This window comes from Pseudomonas sp. GW-45 (assembly GCF_056896675.1).
In genome coordinates this window covers 1,478,044-1,500,268 of the sequence record NZ_CM167674.1, presented here as the reverse complement: position 1 = coordinate 1,500,268, position 22,225 = coordinate 1,478,044, and the positions used below count along the sequence as shown (strand labels likewise).

Here is a 22,225-nt window from a genome sequence, read left to right as displayed (position 1 = left end):
TCACTTAAGCGTTTAAACACGCCTATAACTGCAACAATTCATCCTGGGCATCGCTGAAAATCCAGACAACGCAGATCGTTCTCCAGAAGCTTCCTAGTTAAGCACCACCAAACGGTTAGGCAGCTCATTGCGCTCATGGGTTGCGGGTACCTGTTGGGCCAGTTGCGCTCCACAGGTGTCGATGCAGTCCAGAAAGCCTTGCAGCACTTCACCCTTGCCGACCTGCGCGGTAAAGGTTGCCACTATCGATTCCCAAGCAGCGTCATCAATGCGGCTGGAGATGCCTCTATCCACCATGATCTCGACATAACGCTCCGCCTCGGAGACAAAGATCAGCATGCCGGTCTCACCTTCGGTGTGATGCAGGTTTAGCTCAATAAACTGGCGGCGCGCCAGGTTAGACGCGCGCCAATGCCGTACCGCACGCGGGACGAGTTTGCTGGTAATACTCGGCAGTCGGAACAACATCGCCAACACGGCAAAAGAGCCCCACTGCGTCAGCAGTAATCCATTAATATCCAGCCAACCAGTGAAATACACCACTGCACCCGGTAGCACCAGCGCCAACAGGCTGGCCCACAGTAGCGGGATATAACGGTAGTCGTCCGCCTGGCGCGCCAGTACGGTTACTATTTCGGCGTCGGTATGTTGTTCGATGCGATCAATCGCATCGGCAACCTGTTGCTGCTCACTATTTGATAGAAGCGTCATTGTGCATCCTTCATTAAAATCACCATCCGCCCGATGCCCCGCCGCCGCCAAAGCCGCCGCCTCCACCGCCAAATCCACCACCACCGCCACCGCCGCGTGAACCACCCGCCAAACCGCCGAGTAATGCACCCGCCAAGAGCGCGCGTCCAGTGCCGCCGCGACCGCCACGGCCACCACCGCCCAGCATTGATGCACCAATCATGATCAACACCAGAATCAGTGCGCCGGCCGGTTTCTTCTCTTTCTTCTCGGCACGTTCAGCCACCGCAAGAGGGTTACCGCCGAGCACCTGAATCATCGCGGCTGCGCCCTGCACTATGCCCTGCTCAAACTGGCCCTCGCGAAAGGCTGGGGTCATGATGCCGTTGATGATGGTTGAGGACTGCGCATCGGTTAGCCGGCCTTCCAGCCCGTAACCCACTTCGATACGAATCTTGCGATCATCGCGCGCGACAATCAGCAAGGCGCCGTTGTCTTCGCCTTTCTGTCCGATGCCCCAGGCACGACCGAGCTCAACGCCGTATTGCTCAATGCTCTGGCCCTGCAAGCTGGGCACGGTAACCACCACCACCTGCTCGCTGGAGGCCTGTTCGTGCGCGGCCAGCATTTGCGTCAATTGTTGTTCGGCGCCTGGGCCCAGCAGCTCTGCCTGATCGACCACACGGCCGGTCAGCGTTGGCAAAGCTTGCTCGTCAGCGGCTACTGCTATCGCCGCCCCGGCCGAGAGCATCAACGCGCATAGCAGGGATACCATCAACCTCATTCGAAGCTCACTGCGGGCGCTTGTTCAGCGTTCTCGGTGGTCGCTTCGAAGTTCTCACGGATAGGCATGTCGCTGTACATCAAGCTGTGCCAAACGCGACCCGGAAAGGTACGAATCTCGGTGTTGTACTGCTGGATCGAGTTAATGAAATCACGACGCGCAACTGCGATGCGATTCTCGGTGCCTTCCAGCTGGGATTGCAGTGCCAGAAAGTTTTGGTTGGATTTGAGGTCAGGGTAACGCTCTGATACGGCCATCAAGCGGCTCAAGGCACCAGTCAACTGACCTTGCGCCTGCTCGAACTGGCGCATCTTAGCCGGATCGTTAAGGTCATCCGCGCTGATCTGGATCGAAGTCGCCTTGGAACGTGCCTCTACTACGGCAGTGAGGGTTTCCTGCTCCTGACGGGCAAAGCCTTTAACTGTTTCGACCAGGTTTGGAATCAGGTCGGCGCGACGCTGATACTGATTCTCAACTTGCGACCAGGCAGACTTTACCTGCTCGTCATAAGTAGGAATATTGTTGATACCGCAGCCTGCCAACAGGCTGCTGAGCAACACCAGAATCGCCAGGTGCCAGGTCGTGCGAAGTTGCTGCGTGTTCATGATGTGTCGTCCGTCAGGGTGTTTATATTGGAGGCAAACCGCGCCATCACGCGCGAATCACCCGTTAGCAGAACACGAATGAGCTGCGGTTTAAACCCCACACGGGCACTGGAGCCGCGCAACGGGTAAACTAACGCTCTGTTCAACTTTGTGACCACACCATGACCTTCGCCTCTCTCGGCTTGATCGACCCGCTGCTGCGCACCCTGGAAGACCTCGACTACCAGACGCCCACGCCCATCCAGGCGCAGGCAATCCCCGCCATCCTCAAGGGTCGCGACCTTCTTGCCAGCGCGCAGACCGGCACCGGCAAGACCGCCGGCTTTGCTCTGCCCCTGCTGCAGACGCTGACCCAACAAGGCTCAGTGGTCGCCAGCAACTCGGTGCGCGCGCTGGTGCTGACGCCCACGCGTGAACTGGCCGAGCAGGTACTGCAAAGTCTCCAACGCTACGGCGAACACTTGCCGCTGCGCAGCTATGCGGTTTATGGCGGGGTGTCGATCAATCCGCAGATGATGGCGCTGCGCAAAGGCGTAGACGTTCTTGTGGCCACGCCCGGACGCCTGCTCGACCTGTACCGGCAGAATGCGATCAAGTTCAATCAGCTGCAGTTGCTGGTGTTGGATGAGGCCGATCGCATGCTCGACCTTGGCTTTGCCGATGAACTGGACCAACTATTTTCCGCGCTGCCGCCTAAACGCCAGACTCTGCTGTTTTCTGCCACCTTTTCCGCACCCATTCGGCAAATGGCCGACGGCATGCTGCGTGACCCGCTGATGATCGATATCAGCCCGCGTAACAGCGCCATCGCTAGTGTCGAACAATGGCTGGTACCCGTCGATAAGAAGCGCAAGACCGAGTTATTCCTGCAGTTGCTGGCCGAGCGCAAGTGGCCGCAAACACTGGTATTCGCCAAAACCCGCAAAGCCGTTGAGCTGCTGCTCGAAGCCGTGCAGGCGCAGGGGGTGAAGGCCGACTGTATTCACGGCGACCGACCACAGCCATCGCGTCTACGTGCTCTCGAGTGTTTTAAAAATAATGAAGTCAGCATGCTAATCGCGACCGATGTGGCAGCCCGTGGGCTGGACATTCCGGAACTGCCACTGGTCATCAACTTTGACCTGCCGATCAATGCTGAAGATTACGTGCACCGTATCGGTCGCAGTGGACGCGCGGGTGCTAGCGGCGAAGCGATCTCATTAGTCAGTGCCGATGAAGTCAGACAGTTGGCCGCCATCGAGACGTTGACTCAAAAGTTGCTGGAGCGCCGCGAGCAAATCGACTTTGCGCCGGAACATCGGGTGCCTGAGACGCGAGTTGGTGGCCAACTGATAAAAAAACCAAAGAAGCCGAAGAAACCCAAAACCTATGGCGGCAAAGGCAAAACCCATCTCGGCAACTGGTTTGATCAGTCCTGAACCACATTAAGCCCGCTGCTCAAGCAGTTTGCGGGCAGTCTAAGTGTCTTCGGGCTTTGTAGCTTTTTGTAGCCTACCTCACAGCAAACCGGCTTTGACGTTACAATCCCGCCCGCCGCGCGCGCATGCCCGCGCGATGTAACGCACCCGCACCCCAACATAAGCACGCCGCCGCCACGTATTGGTTAGGTGTGTCGCAAGGAGCAAAACCATGTACAGGATGTTCGCAGCATTGCTGCTGACTGTTGCCGCAGGCCAAACATGTGCCAAAGTTGATCCGCTGCAGGCCGACCGTTTAGGGCGAGATTTAACGCCACTGGGCGCTGAGCAAGCCGGCAATAGCGATGGCACCATCCCGTCCTGGAATGGCGGCGTTACCGCCCCCAGCAACTACCGCCCTGGCATGCATCACCCTGATCCGTACGCGGCAGACGCTGAGCTTTACCGCGTCAATGCGCAGAATATGGAGCAGCACAAAGAGCAACTGCCTGCCGGCCTGGTGGACCTCTTACAGCGTCATCCGGATTACGCTATGCGAGTACTACCTACTCGTCGCAGTGCATCAGCTCCGCAACGCATCTACGAAGCCACCAAGGCTAACGCTACCAAGGCGGAACTGATTGCCAACGGCAACGGCCTTCGCGGCGCTGCTGCAGGCATCCCGTTTCCAATTCCGCAAGACGGTATCGAAATCATCTGGAACCACATCCTGCACTACAAGGGTGATCAGAATCATTTCATCAACAACCAGGCCGTGGTTATCAATGGCAACAGCAACCTGATTAAACGCGATCGTCAGATCTACTATGTTTATGGCCGTGAAGGTATGACCACTGCTGCGCTCGACAATACTCTGCTGCTCTACAAGTACGTAGTCACTGCGCCCGCCAAACTGGCTAATACTGCACTGGTGGTGCAAGACCCACTGGACCAAGTGTTAACCACCCGCAAGGCCTGGCGTTATAGCCCGGACAACCGTCGCGTACGCCGCTTGCCAACGCTCGCCTACGACTCCGTGCAACCAGACACCAGTGATCTAGCCACCGCCGATGTACTCGACACCTACAACGGCGCGCCAGACCGCTACGAATGGAACTTAGTCGGCAAGCAGGAAATGCTGGTCCCCTACAACAGCTACGCCGTGCATCAAAAAGGCATAGCCTACGACCAGATAGTTCAAGCCGATACGCTCAACCCAGAACTGCTGCGCTACGAACTGCACCGCGTCTGGATGGTTGATGCAACCTTGCGTACCGGTTACCGCCACCCCTACGCAGCGCGTCGTTTTTATATAGATGAAGATAGCTGGCAGATTCTCGCGGTTGATCTGCGCGACAAGGACGGCGAGTTAATTGGCCTGCAAGAAGCTCATCCGATCAACTACTACGACGTACCCATGGTCAGCAGCACGCTGGAAACGCTCTATCACTTGAAAGACGGCAACTACTTTGTAGATGGGCTAGATAACAACGAACCCATGTACGACTTCAACGCGCGGATCAACCCACGGGATTTCTCACCGCAGGCATTGCGCCGCGAGGGGAATTAAAGCTAAACCGCTACTTTCGTTCAGCTGCATAACCGCGCAGGTCTGAGTTAATCAGACGCTCAGACCTGTGTGCTGTTCTATTAATGTTGCGCTCAGCCACCCCCCTGGCGACCGAACGCGGACATGCCAAAACGAATCCGCTTACAGCCTAACCTGCATCATTAAGGCGCTACAGTTAGCGGCCATCCAGCCGATAACAACCCCAGGCGTCGCATGCAACGTGTTAGCGCCCCTCCGGAGAGCACGATGCGCCTGACACTGAAAAGCAAAGTTGTTTTACTCGCCCTCATTCCCATAGCGCTATTCGCTTTGGTGATCAGTGGCGCGGTGGTAAAAACCCTGCAAAACCAGGCAGAAGACCAGATTACCCAAACGCGTGAACGGCTGATGCAGGAGAGTCGTGATCAGCTGCAAGGTTACATTCAGATCGCGCTGGGCTCAGTACAGACACTTTACGAACAGTCAGCAAACGGCGACATGGAAAGCCGCGCTGCTGCCATTGCCATACTGTCAAAGATAGAATATGGCAATGATGGCTACTTCTTTGCGCATGACTCCAATGTCGTACGTCTGTTTCGCGGTACCAGCTCCAAAGATGTAGGCTCAGACCTGAGCAATCGTCAGGACTCCAACGGGGTGTATATCAACCGCGAATTGGTCCGAGTTGCCAAAAACAATTCCTATTACGTCAACTACGCCTCACCGCTACCCGGCAACGAGGCTGTATCAGTCCCCAAGCTAGCCTACAGTTACTACCTGCCAAAGTGGGACATGGCACTGGGAACAGCCATCAACCTGAACGGCATAGACACCCAGGTAGCGGCAGTACAAACCTCCATCGACGAGCGCATCAGCAATATCATTACCAGTATTTTGCTCGTCGCTGTAGTCATGCTGCTGGTGTTCGGAATATTCGGGGTCACGCTGGCGAATACGTTTTTGCGTCCGCTACTACGCCTTAAACAAAACCTTGATGATATCGCCGAGGGTGATGGCGACCTGACTCACCGTCTGCCCGTTACCAGCGACGATGAGCTCGGTGACCTGGCTACTGCCTTCAACCGCTTTGTAGAAAAAGTACATGGCATGGTTCGCCAAACAGTCGACATGACCGGTCAGCTCACACAGCTGGTAGGGGAAGTTAACGCGCAGGCCCAACGCTCCGAGCAAGCCATGTCTCAACAGCGCCAGGAAACCGATCAGGTAGCGGCGGCTATCAATGAGATGTCGTCCGCAGCCCACGAGGTTGCCCACAGCGCGCAAAACGCCTCCGAAGCCGCTCAGCAAACTGATCGCGAAGGCCAGGAAGCCAAGCGCGTAGTCGATGGCAGCATCAAGCAAATTCATTCTTTAGTGATGGAAATCCGCGACGGCGGCAACTCTCTGGATAAGCTGAACGAAGACGTGCAATCCATCGTCAGCGTACTCGGCGTTATTCGCTCTATTGCCGACCAGACTAATCTCCTCGCGCTCAACGCAGCGATTGAAGCTGCCCGCGCGGGCGAGGCAGGTCGCGGCTTTGCAGTCGTTGCCGATGAGGTTCGCGCGCTGGCAAGCCGCACTCAAACCAGCACGGCAGAAATCCAAAACATGACGGACCGTCTGCTGCAAGGTACCGCCGGCGCAGTGAAATCCATGCGCCAAGCCAGCGACACCGGTGAGCTGACCAGCGAGCATGCAAACCAAGCAGGCGCCTCGCTGGATGCAATAGCCAACCTGATCGGCACTATCAACTCCATGAACGCCCAGATTGCGAGCGCCGCAGAGGAACAGACTGCCGTAGCCGAAGAAATCAATCGCAGCGTGCACCAGATCGCAATGACCGTTGAAAAAGTTGCCGACGAAACCCGTCAAGGCGCGGATACCACTCGCAACCTGTCAAACCTAGGTGAGCGGCTGGGCACGTTGGTGCGTCAGTTCAAGATTTGATCCAATCTTGCTTGCGGCTTGTCCTGCGTACTCAACGTAGGGCGCAAATCTGTACGCGCAGCCATTCATGAGGCAGCTAGACCAGCACTCTAGCGCGCACCATGGGGTTCGAGCACTGATGCTTTCATGAATAGCGCATACTGTATCCGCGCTCAGACGGCGCTGATACCATTCGGCGCAACGAAATAAAAACTAACTCAAGGGATTGAACATGCACACAGTTTTCCGTACGCCGACGCGTACTCTGGTATGCCTTGGCCTCGCTTCTCTCGCCGGCTGCGGTCTGATTTCATCTCAGGATGCGGTCACGCCCAGCGTGCTGCAGGTTAACGTGGAAAACGGCAACAACGAGCGCCCCGTCATCACCCTCTACAACGACGATTACGATTGCTTCGGCGTAAACCCCGTAGAGCTAGACGAACAAAACAGCAAAGCACAGCTACAAATACCACATAAAGCCTTCACCACCTTCCAAGCTAAATGGATTGCCCATGTGCGCGCCGAAGTTGGATTGCATACCGTGGAGTGTGATGTGACTGCGACCATTGATAGCTCAGATCTCAGTGAAATAACCCTGAAGACGAACGGTAGCTCGGCAGAATGTGATGTAGCCGTGACCGGCACAAACGCAGACGGCGAAACGCGCAGTTTGCCGTACCAAAAGCGCCCACTGGATATCTTGCAGTTTTATACCCAAGGCCCATTTTGCGACCCAGACTCACGCTTTCAGGGCTCTTCTACCTACTCACCACCCAGAGGAAAATAGCCCTCTAGCGGTTACTCCAAGGCGGGCCGCATCTACCCCAAGCGCGGTTTCATCTATGGCGGGTACGTTGTCCCCAAAGGCACAATCATTCAGGGCACCAATATCTATCGAGCCAAAAAAGCAGATGGCCTGCCTTATATATTGCGAGTTAACGATGTGATCGGTTTCGTCCGTCACAACTGGGGAGAGCCAGACCAAACCTTCGCGCCATCCGAACACAGCCAGCTCAATGGTCTCAAGGGGTTGATCGTAATTGATGTTCAAGGCTGGAACGACGCATCTGGCCATGTCACGCTCTGGAACGGAACAGCCACCGGCGACGGCAGCGACTACCAGAACCCCCGCAGCCATGCCTTTGACAATCCTGCAGTGTCGCCGAAACACATTTTGTACTGGGAGTTGAAATAGTGAAAAACGTCACTGTCAGCGGATGTCTGCTCGCCGCTCTGCTCATACCCCAGACTCAAGCTTTCGCGGCGACCATAGAGCAGGCTAGAACCTCACTCAAAATTATGGTTTTGTGCGCTGTCTCGACATGGCATACCAGGACAGCCAGCAGCTTGATGAAGACCTGGCCGCTGCCAGCGGCGCGTATCACTACATGGGCCGCGGTGCGCATTTCATAAAGCAAAACGAAGAGACTCTGGACGTAACCCACGACCCCTATCAAGCGACTGCAGACTTCATCGCCAAGGCCTACCCAAATACCTCAGCCCAGACTCAATCACAAGGACGCAAGAATCCCCTGATTGCTTGCCTGATCATCTACAACTCGGTTGAGTACAGTGACTTCATTGCTGGCCAGGACGCCTACATCAGCAACCCGGAAAAGTAGCGCCAAGCGGCCGTATCACTGCAAGTGCGGTTTCAAAATCTCATACAGCGCAGGGCGGTTGGCGGCGATTTCTTCGGCCGTTAGCCCCTCCAGCGAATGCGGATACTTCAGCCAAGCGTCGGTGCTGTGCAAGAAGTAATGCGGCTCCCAATCCACCTCGTTTCGGCTGGGTTTGTAGTACGGCACTGCCACCCGAATATCGTGTGGGGTATTCAGGCGCGCCTTGCTTTTCAGCTCCTGAATGATCGCCTCAACCGAACGGCCGGTATCAAACACATCGTCGACAATCAGCAGCGAGTCCTCGTGGGTCACATGCTTGACCAGATAATTCAGGCCATGCACACGCACTTCGCGGCTTTGCTGATCAATGCCGTGATACGACGAAGTACGGATTGCGATGTTGTCGGTATGCACTCCGTGGTAATCGAGGAACTCCTGCACCGCGATGCCCATAGGCACACCGCCGCGCCAGACGGCAATAATAAAGGTCGGACGAAAGCCCGAATTCAGCACCTGCGCGCCAAGATGAAAGGCATCTTCCAGCAGACTTTGTGCACTGAGGTATTGTTTATCTGCCATAAGACCGTTAGCGTTTGAGAATTCGCGACATAGTCCCACCAGACGGAGCCTTCTGGCAAGCCATGACCCAGCCCAGCGCTACACAACATCCTATCCGCACTCGCCGCTTTCTAGACGAAGACCAACTGATCGAAGACGCCTTCCGCCTCGGCGTACAGGTATTCGAGAGCGGTTTTCGACCCAATTTCATCGTGGGCCTGTGGCGCGGTGGCAGCGCCGTGGGCATTTATGTGCAGGAATGCTTGCAGACCCTGGGCGTGAAGACCGATCACATCGCCCTGCGTACGTCTTACCGAGGCATGGAGCATTACGACGCTATGGTTGCCTCGCCTGAGGCGGAAATTCGTGTACACGGCACCCACTATCTGCTCGACAACATCAATCAGGACGACCGCCTGCTGATCGTTGATGACGCCTTCGGCACCGGCCACAGCATGGCTGCGGTACTCGAAAAGCTCGGCAGCCAGCTAAAGCGCAACATGCCGAAAGACACGCGCATCGCGACGCTGTACCAACGCCTTGGCGCCAGCCAAACCAGCATAAAACCTGACTTTTGCCTGCACACCACCGAAGACTGGTTGGTGTTCCCCTATGAAATGAACGGCCTCAGCCGCGCAGACATTGATGAGCACAAACCCTATTTGAGCGAGATTTTGGATTCGGTAAAGTAACGCAGCACGCATCTCAACGACCAATACAAAAAGAAACGACGATGAAATTATTTATTGCAGCCCTACTTGTGTCTGCCCTGCCCCTTTCTGCAGCGGCCTCTGACCCTACAGCCAGTGGCACTGATACTTTCGATATTTGCCTTTTTTCAGGCACGCCAACAGCAGAAGTCCGTGTTGAGGAAATTAAATACATAAAAGTCGGTAAGGGATCGTACGGAAGCGTCAGAGATATACTTCCCGTTTTTGCGCGGCGCGCTCAGGAGACAGGAGCAAATGCCGTGATTAATTATGCAGGGTCGCAGCGATTCGGTTTTTGGCCTTGGCGCCTGGTAAGACCAGTAACACGAGGCACTGCGGTAAAACTGCACAACGATTCAAGCCTAAGCTGCGCTGAGATGGGCGGCGCTTCAGTCAGGGAAGTTATAGCGAGCAATAAAGCACCTTAAAGCGCCATTGATAACCTACACCAGCACTTGCCGCGTGTTCGCAATATAGTGATGTACTTGGCGTTCAATTTTGGTATCGATCATGGTTTCTGGTCGACGACCATTGGGGCAAGGCATGCGCGGCGTTGTGCCAAACAACCGGCAAATCAATGGGCGCTCCTCATACACCTCGCACCCATTGGGCCCCAGATGTACGCAGCTAAGCTCATTTAACGCCGCGTCATGCTCAGCGTCGGATTTAACCGGCAGCCGAGACATCTCCTCCGAAGACGTGGTCACCGGACCGCAACAATCGTGGCAGCCCTGCACGCATTCGAACGACGGAATACGCTCGCGCAATCGCGCAATAATTTCTCCGTTAGCGTACATTTTGATTCCTAATTCATTGATTCATTGATTCATTGATTCATTGATTCATTGATTCATTGATTCATACGGACTCAGAATCTAAACCCTTATCACTTGGTCGCAATTGATTTTGAAGACCCAGCAAGAAGTTTCTTAGCACCTGGTCCTTACACTCTCGATAATTCTTATTTCCAGGTTTACGGAAAAATGCACTCAACTCATGACTGCTTAAACGGAATTCTGCCAGCTCGAAAATTTCTAAAATATCTTCAGCCTTCAGATTCAGCGCGATCCGTAACTTCTGAAAAACCATATTATTGTTCAAACGTGCTTCTGGCTTTGGCTGCTCGCCCTCGCGCTTGCCACGTTTAAAGTTAATGAAGCCATTAAGAAACGCCGCAAACTCGACATCAGCCAGCTTGAGAAAAGCGTCGTCATCTTCTTTCTTTAACCAAGCAGCAACCTGTTCCTCGGTTGCGCTGAAATCTGCCATAGAGAAGATTTCAACCACAGTACTGTCTTTTAAATCAAAGACATAACGGATACGGCGCAAAACATCATTGTTAGTCAAAATATAGTTCCTAGTCTTAGGGAAACCCTGCAAAATCCGCTCAGTCGCAATTCGCTCCAGCTGGCCTTCTTCACGTACAAGGTCGCTAGCGGGGTGATTTTCACACCCCGAAATTCGCATGCCTGAGATATTGAAGAGACAGGTGAGATCAAATAGTTATGGCTAAACAGACATGAAAAATCCAATACCGCATGCTATGTGTCTGACGTTCTAGCAGGCCCAACGCAGATCCACATGCTAAACGGCCCGCATTACACCATTTACCGCGCTTTTTAAGCCAGTGTCATTTCAAGCAACACGTCAAGTTGTCTGGCAAACCCTGCATGGCGCGTTGAGACTCTCAGCAGCGTGCGCAAGCAAGGATCAGGGCGCCACCGAAACCTCGACCAGCTCACAAAATCCAGCTAGTCTTCATTTTGTAACACTCAAGACCACCTTATAAAAAATAAAAATATGATGATGCGTCGACTGCTTAAGCAGCGCTGCCGAGCATCGGCGACCGCTGCACTGACTGCCTTACTAACATGGCCTATTCCAGCCCATGCGCATGAGCCTTTACCTCTACTAAACGCGGGCTACATCACCTTTCCACCCATTGCCTATATGGATGACAACGGCAAGGCGCAAGGCACCATCATTGAGCTAACCAATCAGCTGGCTGCGGATAGTGGCTATCGGCTCAACTGGATCAACTACCCCATTAACCGTATCTACCACAGCCTAAAAAGCGGCGATATCGACTTCTGGCCCGGCTCACCCAACGTCCCTGCCCTGCAGGACTTCACCCTCTCATCCAAGCCGCTTGGCATTAGTGTCAAGCTGTGTGCGTTCTCGCTGGAAAACAGCAAAACCATTACGGCGATAGAGCAGTTGGGCGACAAACAATTGGTTCTGATCCGTGGCTACACTTACAGAGATCAGTTGAAAGCCATTTTCGAGAACAACCCACACCAACCCATAGTGGCTCCAAATCATCCGGCGGCAATGGAGCTCCTGCATCGTGGTCGAGGGGAGTACCTAATCAGCTACGGCCACCCCATGCAGGAGGCTATGAAGGATTACCCATTACAAGACGCGCACTGTGACACGCTGGATGACTGGCCGTTGGTGTATGTGATATCGCGACGCAACCCTAATGCGCAGTTGATCGCCGATACCTTTGATGCCGCCTATGAGCGGCGCTTGACGGAACACCTCTCGGCAGAAGCTGCGCCCAAAAATGACGCAGCACAGAGCTCCCTGCCCTAATTAATTCAGACGTCGCGCCGCCACACTTCCAGATTATTTATACGTTCCACGCGATAATCCCTGCCCAGGGGCACCGCCGCGCCAAGCCCTAGCTCATCCAATTGCCTCGTCAAGGCGCTGGCGGCGGTGTCCGACTGCGCGCGCACCACGTCCGTTGCTCGCTGTAGCAGGAATAGCAAATATGGCTCAACACCCACTTCTATTTCCGCTCCACGAAACTGCGTGTTGACCATGCCTATATGACGATTCTGCGGCTTATCTGTCACCGGCGTGCCATCGGCAGGATGCTGGCTGGCGACCCACTGATCCAGATACGCCAGTTTGTCGGTCAGCTCGGGAAAGATATCCGCAGAAATATGCGCAAGCACCGGCAGCAACGTGGGTGGCAACTCATCATTGGGCCAAAAATCAGCGCTGCAACCGGCGTACTCGACCACATCCAGACCCGGCGCCGTCATCCTCTCGACCCAACGATGCACCCGCGGTGCGCGGCGCTGCATAATGCCAAGCGGCACGGGGTCTCGTCCCAAATGCGCAAACATAGGACCAATCAAGCCATAGTCGGCAATCGAGGGGTGACCACCCAGCAAATAAGGCACAACGGCAAAGTGCGCCTCCAGCAGGTCCAGCAGCCGCTCAAAAGACTGCTCGATCAATGCAACGCTCTGCTCGTTAACGCCCAAGCGCGGTAGATAGGAGTTCATGCGGCCCATGATCTTCTCAGCCATGGCTTCGCCCGAGCCGCTAACAAAGGCATGGCGCAGAAAAGCTTCCTGCTCATCGCGGTAAGACCAGCGGTAATGCATGGCATGCTTAAGCATCGCCTGGCTGCCAAAGTACTCGATAATGACTGCTACCACGCTTTGCAGCGGCGTGGTCGGGTACGCCGGGTAAGGCACACCCTGCGCCTCGAAAAAGTCGATGATATCGATCGTGTCCTGGATGACCACGCCATCTGGCGTTTCTAATACCGGAATAATCCCACGACCGATCTGCGGCAAAATGCGCGCGGCAAAATCCGGGTGCGAGGTCGGCACTTCAACATAATCGATGCCCTGGTTACGCAGGTAGCAACGTGCCTTGCCGGTGTAAAGAGAGTGTGAAGCGCCGTAAAGGGTATAAGGAAGGGTGCCGGCCATAACGAATCCGTTGTTTTTGATGGGAATATAGCCAGACAAATTAACGAGGTTGTGCGATCACGGCAACCCCGCTACTGAGATACAACTATTGTCGCGTCAGAGGCCCTATTCCTTTAACTGCACCTGCCGCAAGTACGTGGCCGTCAGTACGGCAGTACTTGCCATAATGATCGCGCCGATCAGCGCATTGACATGCAATGCGGCGGCAAAACCATCTTGCACAACCAGCAACATGGCTTGCGCAGCTTCCGGTGGTAGCTGTTTGATAACGGCTAAAGCGCCGCCTAACGTGTCGCTTGCCGTCTCGATTTGACGCGGCGTGAGTCCGTCCGGCAAGCGCTCGGCGATATGCTGCTGATAAACAGCCGCGCCAACGCTGCCGATCACGGCGATGCCCAGCGCCATCCCCAGCTCAGTGGCGGTTTCTGAGGTCGCGGCGGCTGCGCCTGCCTTGGCGGCCGGTACCGAGCTGACTACGAGGTCCGTGCTCATAATCATCACCGGCATAATACCGACGCCCAACAGCATGGTGCCCAAGGCCATCAAGATAATGCCTTCTAGCCCCTGCCCCTGAACCAGCAGCAATAGCAAAAGCCCAGCAACCGATACGCCAAGCCCCACGCTCACAAAAACCGAGGGTCTGAAGCGGCGTGACAGGCGTGGCACAACCAACGAAGCCGCCGTTTGCAGGATAGCCGCTGGCAACATCACCAGCCCGGCTTCCAGCGCAGTCAAGCCAGCCACGCCCTGCAAATACTGGAAGATCATCAACCAGGCGCCAGAAAGCGCGAAAATCGCCATCAGCATGGCCAGCACTGAAACGCTAAAAGCGCGCTGGCTGAACAACGACAAGTCCAGCATCGGATCGGTAAGGCGACGTTGTCGACGGATGAAGACTACCCCCACTCCAAGGCCGATTATTACCGCGATTGCTGCACTCAGGTTAAGCCCGTCGCGAGCAGCGTCCTTCAACCCATAAATAACCAACAGCAGCGCTACGATGCAGAGCAATGCGCTCACCACATCGAGGCGCCCCGCCTGCTCGTCACGACATTCAGGCAGCAAAAACGGCCCCGCCAGCAACAGCAACGCCATCACCGGCACGCCCAGCAAAAACACCGAGCCCCACCAGAAAAATTCCAACATCAGCCCGCCCACCAGTGGGCCGATAGCGCTGCCAACAATAAAACCTGTCATCCACACGGTGATGGCCAGGGTGCGCTCGCGCTCAACATGAAACATGTTGCGGATCAGCGACAGCGTTGACGGCATCAAGGTAGCGCCGGCAATACCCAGCAGCGCGCGCGTCACGATCAACATGACCGACGAAGTGGAAAACGCAGCGGCAACTGAAGCCACGCCAAACGCCAGCGCGCCTAACAGCAACAGCCGCCGACGGCCGATACGATCACCCAGCGTACCCATGGTGATCAGAAAACCGGCCACCATGAAGCCGTAGATATCCAGAATCCACAGTAACTCTGCACTGCTTGGCTGCAAGTCGGCGCTCAGATGCGGGGCTGCCAGATGAAGAACCGTCATATCCAGCGCCAACAGCAGCGTAGGCAATACCAATACAGCCAGCCCCAGCCACTCCCGGCGGCTGGCAGGTTGCTGAGCTTGGTCAATATGCGCTGCGGTTTTCATCTAAAAGAGCTCTCTTATGTGAGCGCTTCTTATACGCTCGGGACAGGCAGGCGACAAGATACAGCTAGCCCACAGAGTTGCGGGACAGATTGGCAATGACTGAAGCTAACCAGGCAACGCTTGGATAGTCCTGACTGATGACCCCTGCCAGCCAAACAGGTATGATTACCGGCTTTCATCCGTTTACCCAATAGAAGCCGAGAACCCATGTCCAGCATTGCCCCATCTCGCCAGATCCTCGTTACCAGCGCCCTGCCCTACGCCAACGGTTCGATCCATCTGGGGCACATGCTTGAGTACATACAGACCGATATCTGGGTGCGCTTCCAGAAGCTGCGCGGCCATCAGGCTATTTATGTGTGCGCCGACGACGCCCACGGCTCAGCCATCATGTTGCGCGCCGAGAAGGAAGGCATTACCTCCGAGCAGTTGATCGACAACGTAAAGCTGGAGCATTCGACGGATTTCGCTGATTTTCTCGTCGACTTTGACAATTTCCACTCGACTCACTCGGAAGAGAACCGCGAACTCTCGTCGATGATTTACGAGCGTCTGAAAGACGCCGGTCACATCAGCACCCGCTCGGTCACCCAATACTTCGACCCGGAAAAGCAAATGTTCCTGGCCGACCGTTTCATCAAGGGCACCTGCCCCAAGTGCAGCGCAGAAGATCAGTACGGCGACAACTGCGAGAAGTGCGGCGCGACCTACGAGCCAACTGAACTGAAAGACCCGCGCTCAGCCATCTCGGGCGCAACACCCGTATTGAAGGACTCCAAGCATTTCTTCTTCCGTTTGCAAGACTTCAGCGACATGCTCAAGCAATGGACGCGCAGCGGCACTCTGCAAGAGGCGGTCGCCAACAAGATTGCTGAATGGCTCGATAGCGGTTTGCACGAATGGGACATCAGCCGTGATGCGCCCTACTTCGGTTTTGAGATTCCCGGCGAGCCCGGCAAATACTTTTACGTTTGGCTGGATGCGCCTATTGGCTACATGGCCAGCTTCAAGAACCTCTGCGCGCGTCGTCCTGAGCTGAGCTTCGATGCATTCTGGAAGGCGGACTCCACTGCCGAGCTGTATCACTTTATTGGCAAGGACATCGTCAACTTCCACACCTTATTCTGGCCAGCGATGCTAGAAGGCGCGGGGTTCCGTAAGCCGACCGCCGTGGCGGTACACGGTTATTTGACGGTGAACGGCCAGAAGATGTCCAAGTCGCGCGGCACCTTTATCAAGGCGCGCACCTATCTGGATCATCTGTCACCGGAATACCTGCGTTACTACTACGCAGCTAAACTGGGCCGTGGCGTAGAAGATCTCGACCTGAACCTCGAAGACTTTGTGCAGAAAGTGAACTCAGACCTGGTTGGCAAAGTCGTCAATATCGCCAGCCGCTGCGCCGGCTTTATTCATAAGGGCAACGCTGGCGTGATGGTCGATACCAATCCAGCCCCTGAGCTGACCGCCGCCTTTTTGGCCGGCGCGCCGTTAATCGCCGATGCGTATGAGAAGCGCGATTTCTCCCGCGCCATGCGTGAAATCATGGGCCTTGCCGACAAGGCCAATGCCTGGATCGCCGACAAGGCACCGTGGTCACTGAACAAGCAGGAAGGTAAGCACGATGAAGTACAGGCCATCTGCTCGCTGGGCATCAACCTGTTTCGCCAGTTGGTTATCTTCCTCAAGCCGGTATTGCCGCACTTGGCTGCCGATGCCGAAGCCTTTTTGAATGTGACGCCGCTGCGCTGGACTGACCACGAGACGCTGCTGGCCAATCATCAGTTGAATGCCTTCAAGCCACTGATGGCGCGAATTGAGCCAGCGAAGATCGAAGCGATGATCGACGCGTCCAAAGAAGATCTGGCCGCTGCTGCCGATGCCAGTGCGCCCGTTGCCACTGCTGGCAACGGCGAGCTGACCAAAGAGCCGCTGGAAGCCGAGATCAAGTTTGACGCCTTTGCGGCCGTTGACCTGCGTGTAGCCCTGATCGAGAAAGCCGAATTCGTTGAGGGCGCAGATAAGCTGCTGCGCCTGTCGCTGGATATTGGCGATGCCAAGCGCAATGTGTTCTCAGGCATCAAGAGCGCCTATCCTGACCCAAGCAAGCTGGAAGGCCGCCATACGCTGTACGTCGCCAACCTGGCGCCGCGCAAAATGAAGTTTGGCGTATCTGAAGGCATGGTGTTGGCGGCGGGTCCCGGTGGCGAAGAGATTTTCCTGCTTAGCCCCGATGAAGGCGCCAAGCCAGGCCAACGAGTCAAGTAAGTTAACACCTGATAACGATAAACCGGGAGCGGTTGCAAAGCCGCTCTGATTAGCCGGAGTCAGGCGCAGCTGCCATTAGAGTCGCGCGCCGAGCATTCCACACATGGGGTTGGGTAACATGGCTGAATTTGCCCTTATTCTGGTCAGCACCATTCTGGTCAACAACTTTGTGCTGGTGCAGTTTCTCGGGCTTTGCCCGTTCATGGGCGTTTCCGGCAAGCTGGAAACCGCCATCGGCATGTCGGCTGCGACCACCTTCGTGCTGACGCTGGCGTCCATCCTCAGTTATCTGACGTTCCAGTACATTCTGGTGCCGCTCGATCTGGAATTCCTGCGCACCATTTCCTTTATTCTGGTCATCGCCGTGGTGGTGCAATTCACCGAGATGGTGGTGCACAAAACCAGCCCTCTGCTGTATCGGGTGCTGGGTATTTTCCTGCCGCTGATCACCACCAACTGCGCCGTGTTGGGCGTGGCGCTGCTGAACACCAACCGCGCCGAACAAACTTTTATGAAGTCCGCCACTTATGGGTTGGGCGCGGCTATCGGCTTCTCATTGATTCTGATTTTATTTGCCGGCTTGCGTGAGCGCATCGCCATTGCCGACGTGCCCACGCCTTTCCGTGGCGCGGCCATTGGCATGATTACCGCTGGCCTGATGTCCCTGGCCTTCATGGGCTTCACCGGCTTGATAAGGTTGTAAGCATGTCGATGATCCTCACTGCCGTACTGGTACTGCTGGGCCTGGCGCTGATTTTCGGCGCCATTTTGGGGTACGCCGCTATTCGTTTTAAGGTCGAGGGCGATCCTATTGTCGATCAGATCAACGATCTGTTGCCGCAGACTCAGTGCGGTCAATGCGGCCACCCGGGTTGCAAGCCTTACGCCGAAGGCATCGCCAATGGCGAGCCCATCAACAAGTGCCCGCCCGGTGGCGAGTCCACTATTCAGGCGCTGGCGGATTTGCTGGATGTGGAAGTGCTGCCGCTGGATGCCGAACACGGCGAAGAGAAGCCCAAGATGGTCGCTTATATTCGCGAAGCTGAGTGCATCGGCTGCACCAAGTGCATTCAGGCCTGCCCGGTAGATGCCATTCTCGGCGCGGCCAAGCAGATGCACACGGTGATCACCGACGAGTGCACCGGCTGCGACCTCTGCGTTGAGCCTTGCCCGGTCGACTGCATCGACATGCTGCCCCTGCCAACCACGCCGCAAAACTGGAAGTGGGACTTCCCGCTACCGGGTGCCGCTGTGATTGCCACCGATGCCCAGCGAGGGGCTGCTTGATGAATGCTGTCAGTCCAATCCGTATCTGGGACATCCCCGGCGGCATTCACCCGGAAGAAAACAAGCATCAGTCTACGGCTCACGGTATAGAAACCGTGCCGCTGCCCAAGCAGCTGATTTTGCCACTGCAGCAACACTTGGGCGCACGAGCAGAACCTGCGATCGAGATCGGCGAACGGGTACTCAAGGGCCAGTTGATTGCCGAAGCCGCTGGTATGATCAGTTGCCCGTTGCACGCACCGACCTCAGGCACTGTGAGCGCTATCGGCCCAGCGCCCTACCCGCATGCCTCCGGCCTTGAAGAGTGGGCCATTACCCTGGAGGTAGATGGTCAGGAAGAATGGATTGAGTTGGCGCCCATTGCCGACTACCGCTCACTGGAAGCCGCCACTCTGTTGGAAGTCATCCGTCAGGCGGGCGTGAGCGGTTTGGGCGGTGCGGGATTCCCGACCTCAGTCAAACTCAAGGCGCGCCCAGAGCAGAAGACTCATACGTTGATCGTCAACGGTACCGAGTGTGAGCCTTACATTACGGCCGACGACTCTGCCATGCGCTACAAGGCTGAGCAGATAGTCGCGGGGATCGAGATACTCCAACACATCCTGCATCCCGAGCAGGTGCTGATTGGCATCGAAGACAACAAGCCGGAAGCCATCGCCGCCATGCGCAAGGCCGTCGGCGAGCGTACCAGCATGCAGGTCGTGGTATTCCCGACTAAATACCCGTCCGGCGGCGAGAAACAGCTAATCCAGATCCTCACTGGTAAGGAAGTACCCAGCGGAGGTCTGCCGGCGGATATTGGTATGGTCTGCCAGAACATCGGCACTCTGCTGGCGATTCATGACGCAGTGCTGCTAGGACAGCCGCTGATCAAGCGCATCACCACATTGACCGGCGACGCACTGCAACACCCAACCAACGTTGAAGCGCTGATCGGCACACCCATCAGCGACCTGCTGAGCTTTGCCGGGTTGCAGCCTGAACGCTTGTATCGCCTGGTTATGGGTGGCCCCATGATGGGTTTTACCTTGCAAAGCACGGCTGCGCCCATCATCAAAACCAGCAACTGTCTGCTGGCCGGCACCCAGGAAGAGCTACCCCCACCGCCGCCCGCCCAGCCCTGCATCCGCTGCGGCTTATGCGCAGAAGCGTGCCCTGCCGAATTGCTGCCACAACAGCTGCATTTCTTTGCGCTCGGTAAGGATTACGATCAACTCAAACGGCAGAACCTGTTTGACTGCATCGAGTGCGGCGCCTGTTCTTACGTCTGCCCCAGCAGCATTCCGTTGGTACAGTACTACCGCGCTGCCAAATCCGACATTCGTGCGCTGGACCTGCAGCAGCATAGATCCGATCACTCCAAACAACGTTTTGAGCACCGCCAGGAACGCCTACAGCGCGAGACCGAACAAAAAGAGCGCGACCGTCAGGCCCGCGCCGAGAAAGCTGCACGCATGAAGGCCGCCAAAGAAGCCGAAGCAGCCAAGCCAAACACGGATGCAGACGATAGCTCCAACGAACCCGATGTAGCCCGGTTGCAGGCACAGAAGCCCAGTGGCTTGAGCCCGGAACAGAAACAACTGAAGATCGCTGCGGCCACCGCGCAAATGGCGTTGAAAAAGGCCAATAAACAACTTGCCGCGAATCCTGAGAACACCGACCTGCAAGCGCAAATTCCTGAGCTGGAACAGACCGCACGTGATACCCAGGAAGCTTTCGATAAGGCGCAGGGCGAATTGGCAACGCAACCCGCTGCCGAGCCAGTCGCAGGCGCCGATGACGCCAAGAAGCTGAAAATTGAAGCCGCGATGCTGCGCGCCAATTTGCGCAAAGCGGAACGCGCAGCCGGCGACAGCCCGAGTGAAGAGCAGCAGGCAGAAATCGCCAAACTACGCGAAGAAGCCGAAGCCGCTGATGCGCGCGTGCCTGCCGCACCGGCGGTCAAGCAACCTATCGATGAGAATCTGAAGAAAGCCAAGCTGGATCTGGCCATGGCGCGTGCTGCCGTAAAGAAAACGGAACGCGAACTCACCAGTTCACCTGATGACGCCGACTTGAAAGCTCAGTTAGAAACTCAACAACAAACCTTCAACGCCGCTGAACAAGTGCTGCATGACGCTGAACTCAACAGCCTGATTCCGCCACCCGAGCGGCAAAAGGTCGATAAAAAGCCAGTAGACGAAACCGTACGCGAATTGAAAACCAACCTGGCCACTGCCAAGGCTGACTTCAAACGCGCCGAACGTGAACTGCAGGCCGCCATCGACGCAGAAACCGATACTGCACCCGCGCAAGACCAACTCACCGCTACCCGCGCCACACTCGACGCGGCCGCCAAAGCCTTCGCCGATCACATGGCCAGCAAGGAGACCCACTGATGGCGCTGGTTCGCATGACATCGCCGCACGCCAAGGGCAACAACCATACCCAGACCATCATGCTCTGGGTACTGGGCGCGACCCTACCCGGCGTATTAGCCATGACCTGGTTTTTTGGCTTTGGCACGCTGATCAACATCTGCTTTGCGAGCCTTGTAGCCCTGGCAGTCGAGAGCCTGATCCTATGGATTCGCAAACGCCCGATCAGCTTCTATCTGCGTGATGGCAGCGCCCTGGTGACCGCCTGGCTACTGGCGCTGGCCCTGCCCCCTTACGCGCCCTGGTGGTTAACGCTGGTGGCGTCAGCATTTGCTATCGTATTCGGCAAGCAGCTGTACGGTGGCCTCGGCCAGAACCCGTTCAATCCAGCAATGCTGGGTTATGCCGTGGTGTTGATCTCTTTCCCGGTAGAAATGACCAGTTGGCCTGCCTGGCGTGGCATCGAAGCTCTCATGCCCAACGTGCAGGCCACGCTGGGACTGTTTGAGGGGCTCTCGCGTATCTTCCTGCCCGCTACCCAAGCGATCGATGGCTGGACATTGGCCACGCCATTGGATGTCGTCAAGACCAACGCCAGTCTGACCATGACCGAATTACAGGCCAGCAAGCCGGTGTTTGGCAGTTTTGCGGGGCACGGCTGGGAATGGGTCAGTTTGGCTTATCTAGCCGGCGGCATCGCGCTACTCTACAAGCGCATTTACACCTGGCATGCACCAGTCGGTATGCTTGGCGCACTCGCGATCATGAGTCTACTGTTCTGGAATGGCAGCGGCTCAGGGTCTAACGGCTCGCCGCTGTTTCATCTACTCAGCGGCGCTAGCATGCTGGGCGCCTTCTTCATCGTTACTGATCCCGTCTCTGGCGCGACCAGCAAGCAAGGCAGGCTGATTTTCGGCGCCGGTGTGGGCATCCTGGTGTATTGCATTCGCGCCTGGGGTGGTTACCCCGATGCCGTCGCCTTCGCGGTATTGCTGATGAACCTGGCTGCACCGACCATCGACTACTACAGCACACCCCGCACCTATGGCCATCGCAAGGCCAAGCGCGGCATGGGCAAGACGGACTGA

Annotated in this window: 22 protein-coding genes and 1 pseudogene; 15 read left to right on the top strand and 8 right to left on the bottom strand. The window is 56.1% G+C overall.

Translation table 11 applies throughout. From position 1 onward, the window contains the following. Window positions 1-93: 93 nt before the first annotated feature. Genes AC1XYH_RS06775 through AC1XYH_RS06765 form a run of 3 tightly spaced genes read right to left on the bottom strand, consistent with a single transcriptional unit; the run spans window position 94 to window position 2,079 of the window. A complete protein-coding gene (locus AC1XYH_RS06775) occupies window positions 94-711 on the bottom strand; it encodes a TPM domain-containing protein (RefSeq protein ID WP_483325870.1) in 618 nt (205 codons plus the stop codon). Between the two features lie 19 nt (window positions 712-730). Further along, a complete protein-coding gene (locus tag AC1XYH_RS06770) occupies window positions 731-1,474 on the bottom strand; it encodes a TPM domain-containing protein (RefSeq protein ID WP_483325869.1) in 744 nt (247 codons plus the stop codon). Beyond that, window positions 1,471-2,079 (bottom strand): LemA family protein, encoded by a 609-nt coding sequence (locus tag AC1XYH_RS06765; RefSeq protein ID WP_483325868.1) that lies wholly within the window; start codon window positions 2,077-2,079, stop codon window positions 1,471-1,473. Before AC1XYH_RS06765 ends, AC1XYH_RS06770 begins: the two co-directional genes overlap by 4 nt. 161 nt (window positions 2,080-2,240) lie before the next feature. On the opposite strand from AC1XYH_RS06765, the gene rhlE1 reads away from it, so the two are divergent. The 7 genes and pseudogenes from rhlE1 to AC1XYH_RS06730 all read left to right on the top strand — a co-directional run bounded on the left by rhlE1 (window position 2,241) and on the right by AC1XYH_RS06730 (window position 8,576). Further along, entirely contained in the window at window positions 2,241-3,497 is a 1,257-nt protein-coding gene (gene rhlE1, locus AC1XYH_RS06760; RefSeq protein WP_483325867.1) for an RNA helicase RhlE1, read from the top strand. Window positions 3,498-3,708: 211 nt separating this feature from the next. Further along, window positions 3,709-5,046, top strand: coding sequence for a DUF1329 domain-containing protein (locus AC1XYH_RS06755; protein WP_483325866.1), 1,338 nt, complete (start codon window positions 3,709-3,711; stop codon window positions 5,044-5,046). 213 nt (window positions 5,047-5,259) lie between these two features. Continuing rightward, a pseudogene (locus AC1XYH_RS06750) lies at window positions 5,260-6,069 on the top strand (cache domain-containing protein); the annotation flags it as partial. Between the two features lie 63 nt (window positions 6,070-6,132). After that, window positions 6,133-6,975, top strand: coding sequence for a methyl-accepting chemotaxis protein (locus tag AC1XYH_RS06745; RefSeq protein WP_483326320.1), 843 nt, complete (start codon window positions 6,133-6,135; stop codon window positions 6,973-6,975). 211 nt (window positions 6,976-7,186) lie between these two features. Further along, window positions 7,187-7,741 (top strand): hypothetical protein, encoded by a 555-nt coding sequence (locus AC1XYH_RS06740; protein WP_483325865.1) that lies wholly within the window; start codon window positions 7,187-7,189, stop codon window positions 7,739-7,741. A gap of 156 nt (window positions 7,742-7,897) precedes the next feature. After that, on the top strand, window positions 7,898-8,149 hold the full coding sequence (locus AC1XYH_RS06735) for a T6SS effector amidase Tae4 family protein (protein ID WP_483325864.1): 252 nt from the start codon (window positions 7,898-7,900) through the stop codon (window positions 8,147-8,149). A 127-nt stretch (window positions 8,150-8,276) separates the two neighbouring features. Beyond that, complete coding sequence (locus AC1XYH_RS06730) at window positions 8,277-8,576, top strand: hypothetical protein (protein ID WP_483325863.1); 300 nt, start codon at window positions 8,277-8,279, stop codon at window positions 8,574-8,576. Between the two features lie 15 nt (window positions 8,577-8,591). Here the strand turns inward: AC1XYH_RS06730 and AC1XYH_RS06725 are convergent, their stop codons facing one another. Continuing rightward, complete coding sequence (locus AC1XYH_RS06725) at window positions 8,592-9,155, bottom strand: phosphoribosyltransferase (protein WP_483325862.1); 564 nt, start codon at window positions 9,153-9,155, stop codon at window positions 8,592-8,594. 62 nt (window positions 9,156-9,217) lie between these two features. On the opposite strand from AC1XYH_RS06725, the gene AC1XYH_RS06720 reads away from it, so the two are divergent. Continuing rightward, window positions 9,218-9,826 (top strand): phosphoribosyltransferase, encoded by a 609-nt coding sequence (locus AC1XYH_RS06720; protein WP_483325861.1) that lies wholly within the window; start codon window positions 9,218-9,220, stop codon window positions 9,824-9,826. Window positions 9,827-9,867: 41 nt separating this feature from the next. Then, window positions 9,868-10,272, top strand: a complete 405-nt coding sequence (locus AC1XYH_RS06715; RefSeq protein ID WP_483325860.1) for a hypothetical protein — start codon at window positions 9,868-9,870, stop codon at window positions 10,270-10,272. A 15-nt stretch (window positions 10,273-10,287) separates the two neighbouring features. On the opposite strand, the gene AC1XYH_RS06710 is transcribed toward AC1XYH_RS06715, so the two are convergent. Next, the gene (locus tag AC1XYH_RS06710; protein ID WP_483325859.1) at window positions 10,288-10,641 is read right to left on the bottom strand and encodes a YkgJ family cysteine cluster protein; all 354 of its coding nucleotides are present in this window, start codon (window positions 10,639-10,641) and stop codon (window positions 10,288-10,290) included. 61 nt (window positions 10,642-10,702) lie between these two features. Further along, the gene (locus AC1XYH_RS06705) at window positions 10,703-11,191 is read right to left on the bottom strand and encodes a YehS family protein (protein ID WP_483325858.1); all 489 of its coding nucleotides are present in this window, start codon (window positions 11,189-11,191) and stop codon (window positions 10,703-10,705) included. 453 nt (window positions 11,192-11,644) lie between these two features. On the opposite strand from AC1XYH_RS06705, the gene AC1XYH_RS06700 reads away from it, so the two are divergent. Further along, window positions 11,645-12,439, top strand: coding sequence for a substrate-binding periplasmic protein (locus tag AC1XYH_RS06700; RefSeq protein WP_483325857.1), 795 nt, complete (start codon window positions 11,645-11,647; stop codon window positions 12,437-12,439). 5 nt (window positions 12,440-12,444) lie between these two features. On the opposite strand, the gene AC1XYH_RS06695 is transcribed toward AC1XYH_RS06700, so the two are convergent. Both AC1XYH_RS06695 and AC1XYH_RS06690 read right to left on the bottom strand, forming a co-directional pair. Then, window positions 12,445-13,578: a glutathione S-transferase family protein gene (locus tag AC1XYH_RS06695; protein WP_483325856.1), complete on the bottom strand. Its 1,134-nt coding sequence runs from the start codon at window positions 13,576-13,578 to the stop codon at window positions 12,445-12,447. Between the two features lie 105 nt (window positions 13,579-13,683). Further along, window positions 13,684-15,225, bottom strand: coding sequence for an MFS transporter (locus tag AC1XYH_RS06690; protein WP_483325855.1), 1,542 nt, complete (start codon window positions 15,223-15,225; stop codon window positions 13,684-13,686). A 207-nt stretch (window positions 15,226-15,432) separates the two neighbouring features. Here AC1XYH_RS06690 and metG point away from each other — a divergent pair, with 207 nt between their 5' ends. The 5 genes from metG to rsxD all read left to right on the top strand — a co-directional run bounded on the left by metG (window position 15,433) and on the right by rsxD (window position 22,225). Then, window positions 15,433-17,493, top strand: a complete 2,061-nt coding sequence (gene metG, locus AC1XYH_RS06685; protein ID WP_483325854.1) for a methionine--tRNA ligase — start codon at window positions 15,433-15,435, stop codon at window positions 17,491-17,493. Between the two features lie 118 nt (window positions 17,494-17,611). Further along, window positions 17,612-18,196, top strand: coding sequence for an electron transport complex subunit RsxA (rsxA, locus tag AC1XYH_RS06680; protein WP_092288309.1), 585 nt, complete (start codon window positions 17,612-17,614; stop codon window positions 18,194-18,196). 2 nt (window positions 18,197-18,198) lie between these two features. Further along, the gene (rsxB, locus tag AC1XYH_RS06675) at window positions 18,199-18,780 is read left to right on the top strand and encodes an electron transport complex subunit RsxB (protein ID WP_483325853.1); all 582 of its coding nucleotides are present in this window, start codon (window positions 18,199-18,201) and stop codon (window positions 18,778-18,780) included. Further along, on the top strand, window positions 18,780-21,158 hold the full coding sequence (gene rsxC / locus AC1XYH_RS06670) for an electron transport complex subunit RsxC (protein WP_483325852.1): 2,379 nt from the start codon (window positions 18,780-18,782) through the stop codon (window positions 21,156-21,158). The genes rsxB and rsxC overlap by 1 nt, the downstream gene beginning before the upstream one ends. Further along, window positions 21,158-22,225, top strand: coding sequence for an electron transport complex subunit RsxD (gene rsxD, locus AC1XYH_RS06665; RefSeq protein WP_483325851.1), 1,068 nt, complete (start codon window positions 21,158-21,160; stop codon window positions 22,223-22,225). The genes rsxC and rsxD overlap by 1 nt, the downstream gene beginning before the upstream one ends.

Coding starts and splice junctions, on each gene's coding strand:
- metG (WP_483325854.1), top strand. CDS start 15,433: ATGTCCAGCATTGCCCCATCTCGCCAGATCCTCGTTACCAGCGCCCTG.
- AC1XYH_RS06700 (WP_483325857.1), top strand. CDS start 11,645: ATGATGATGCGTCGACTGCTTAAGCAGCGCTGCCGAGCATCGGCGACC.
- AC1XYH_RS06775 (WP_483325870.1), bottom strand. CDS start 711: ATGACGCTTCTATCAAATAGTGAGCAGCAACAGGTTGCCGATGCGATT.
- rsxA (WP_092288309.1), top strand. CDS start 17,612: ATGGCTGAATTTGCCCTTATTCTGGTCAGCACCATTCTGGTCAACAAC.
- AC1XYH_RS06740 (WP_483325865.1), top strand. CDS start 7,187: ATGCACACAGTTTTCCGTACGCCGACGCGTACTCTGGTATGCCTTGGC.
- AC1XYH_RS06770 (WP_483325869.1), bottom strand. CDS start 1,474: ATGAGGTTGATGGTATCCCTGCTATGCGCGTTGATGCTCTCGGCCGGG.
- AC1XYH_RS06690 (WP_483325855.1), bottom strand. CDS start 15,225: ATGAAAACCGCAGCGCATATTGACCAAGCTCAGCAACCTGCCAGCCGC.
- AC1XYH_RS06745 (WP_483326320.1), top strand. CDS start 6,133: ATGGTTCGCCAAACAGTCGACATGACCGGTCAGCTCACACAGCTGGTA.
- rsxC (WP_483325852.1), top strand. CDS start 18,780: ATGAATGCTGTCAGTCCAATCCGTATCTGGGACATCCCCGGCGGCATT.
- AC1XYH_RS06725 (WP_483325862.1), bottom strand. CDS start 9,155: ATGGCAGATAAACAATACCTCAGTGCACAAAGTCTGCTGGAAGATGCC.
- AC1XYH_RS06695 (WP_483325856.1), bottom strand. CDS start 13,578: ATGGCCGGCACCCTTCCTTATACCCTTTACGGCGCTTCACACTCTCTT.
- rsxB (WP_483325853.1), top strand. CDS start 18,199: ATGTCGATGATCCTCACTGCCGTACTGGTACTGCTGGGCCTGGCGCTG.
- AC1XYH_RS06715 (WP_483325860.1), top strand. CDS start 9,868: ATGAAATTATTTATTGCAGCCCTACTTGTGTCTGCCCTGCCCCTTTCT.
- AC1XYH_RS06755 (WP_483325866.1), top strand. CDS start 3,709: ATGTACAGGATGTTCGCAGCATTGCTGCTGACTGTTGCCGCAGGCCAA.
- AC1XYH_RS06730 (WP_483325863.1), top strand. CDS start 8,277: ATGGCATACCAGGACAGCCAGCAGCTTGATGAAGACCTGGCCGCTGCC.
- AC1XYH_RS06720 (WP_483325861.1), top strand. CDS start 9,218: ATGACCCAGCCCAGCGCTACACAACATCCTATCCGCACTCGCCGCTTT.
- rhlE1 (WP_483325867.1), top strand. CDS start 2,241: ATGACCTTCGCCTCTCTCGGCTTGATCGACCCGCTGCTGCGCACCCTG.
- AC1XYH_RS06710 (WP_483325859.1), bottom strand. CDS start 10,641: ATGTACGCTAACGGAGAAATTATTGCGCGATTGCGCGAGCGTATTCCG.
- rsxD (WP_483325851.1), top strand. CDS start 21,158: ATGGCGCTGGTTCGCATGACATCGCCGCACGCCAAGGGCAACAACCAT.
- AC1XYH_RS06765 (WP_483325868.1), bottom strand. CDS start 2,079: ATGAACACGCAGCAACTTCGCACGACCTGGCACCTGGCGATTCTGGTG.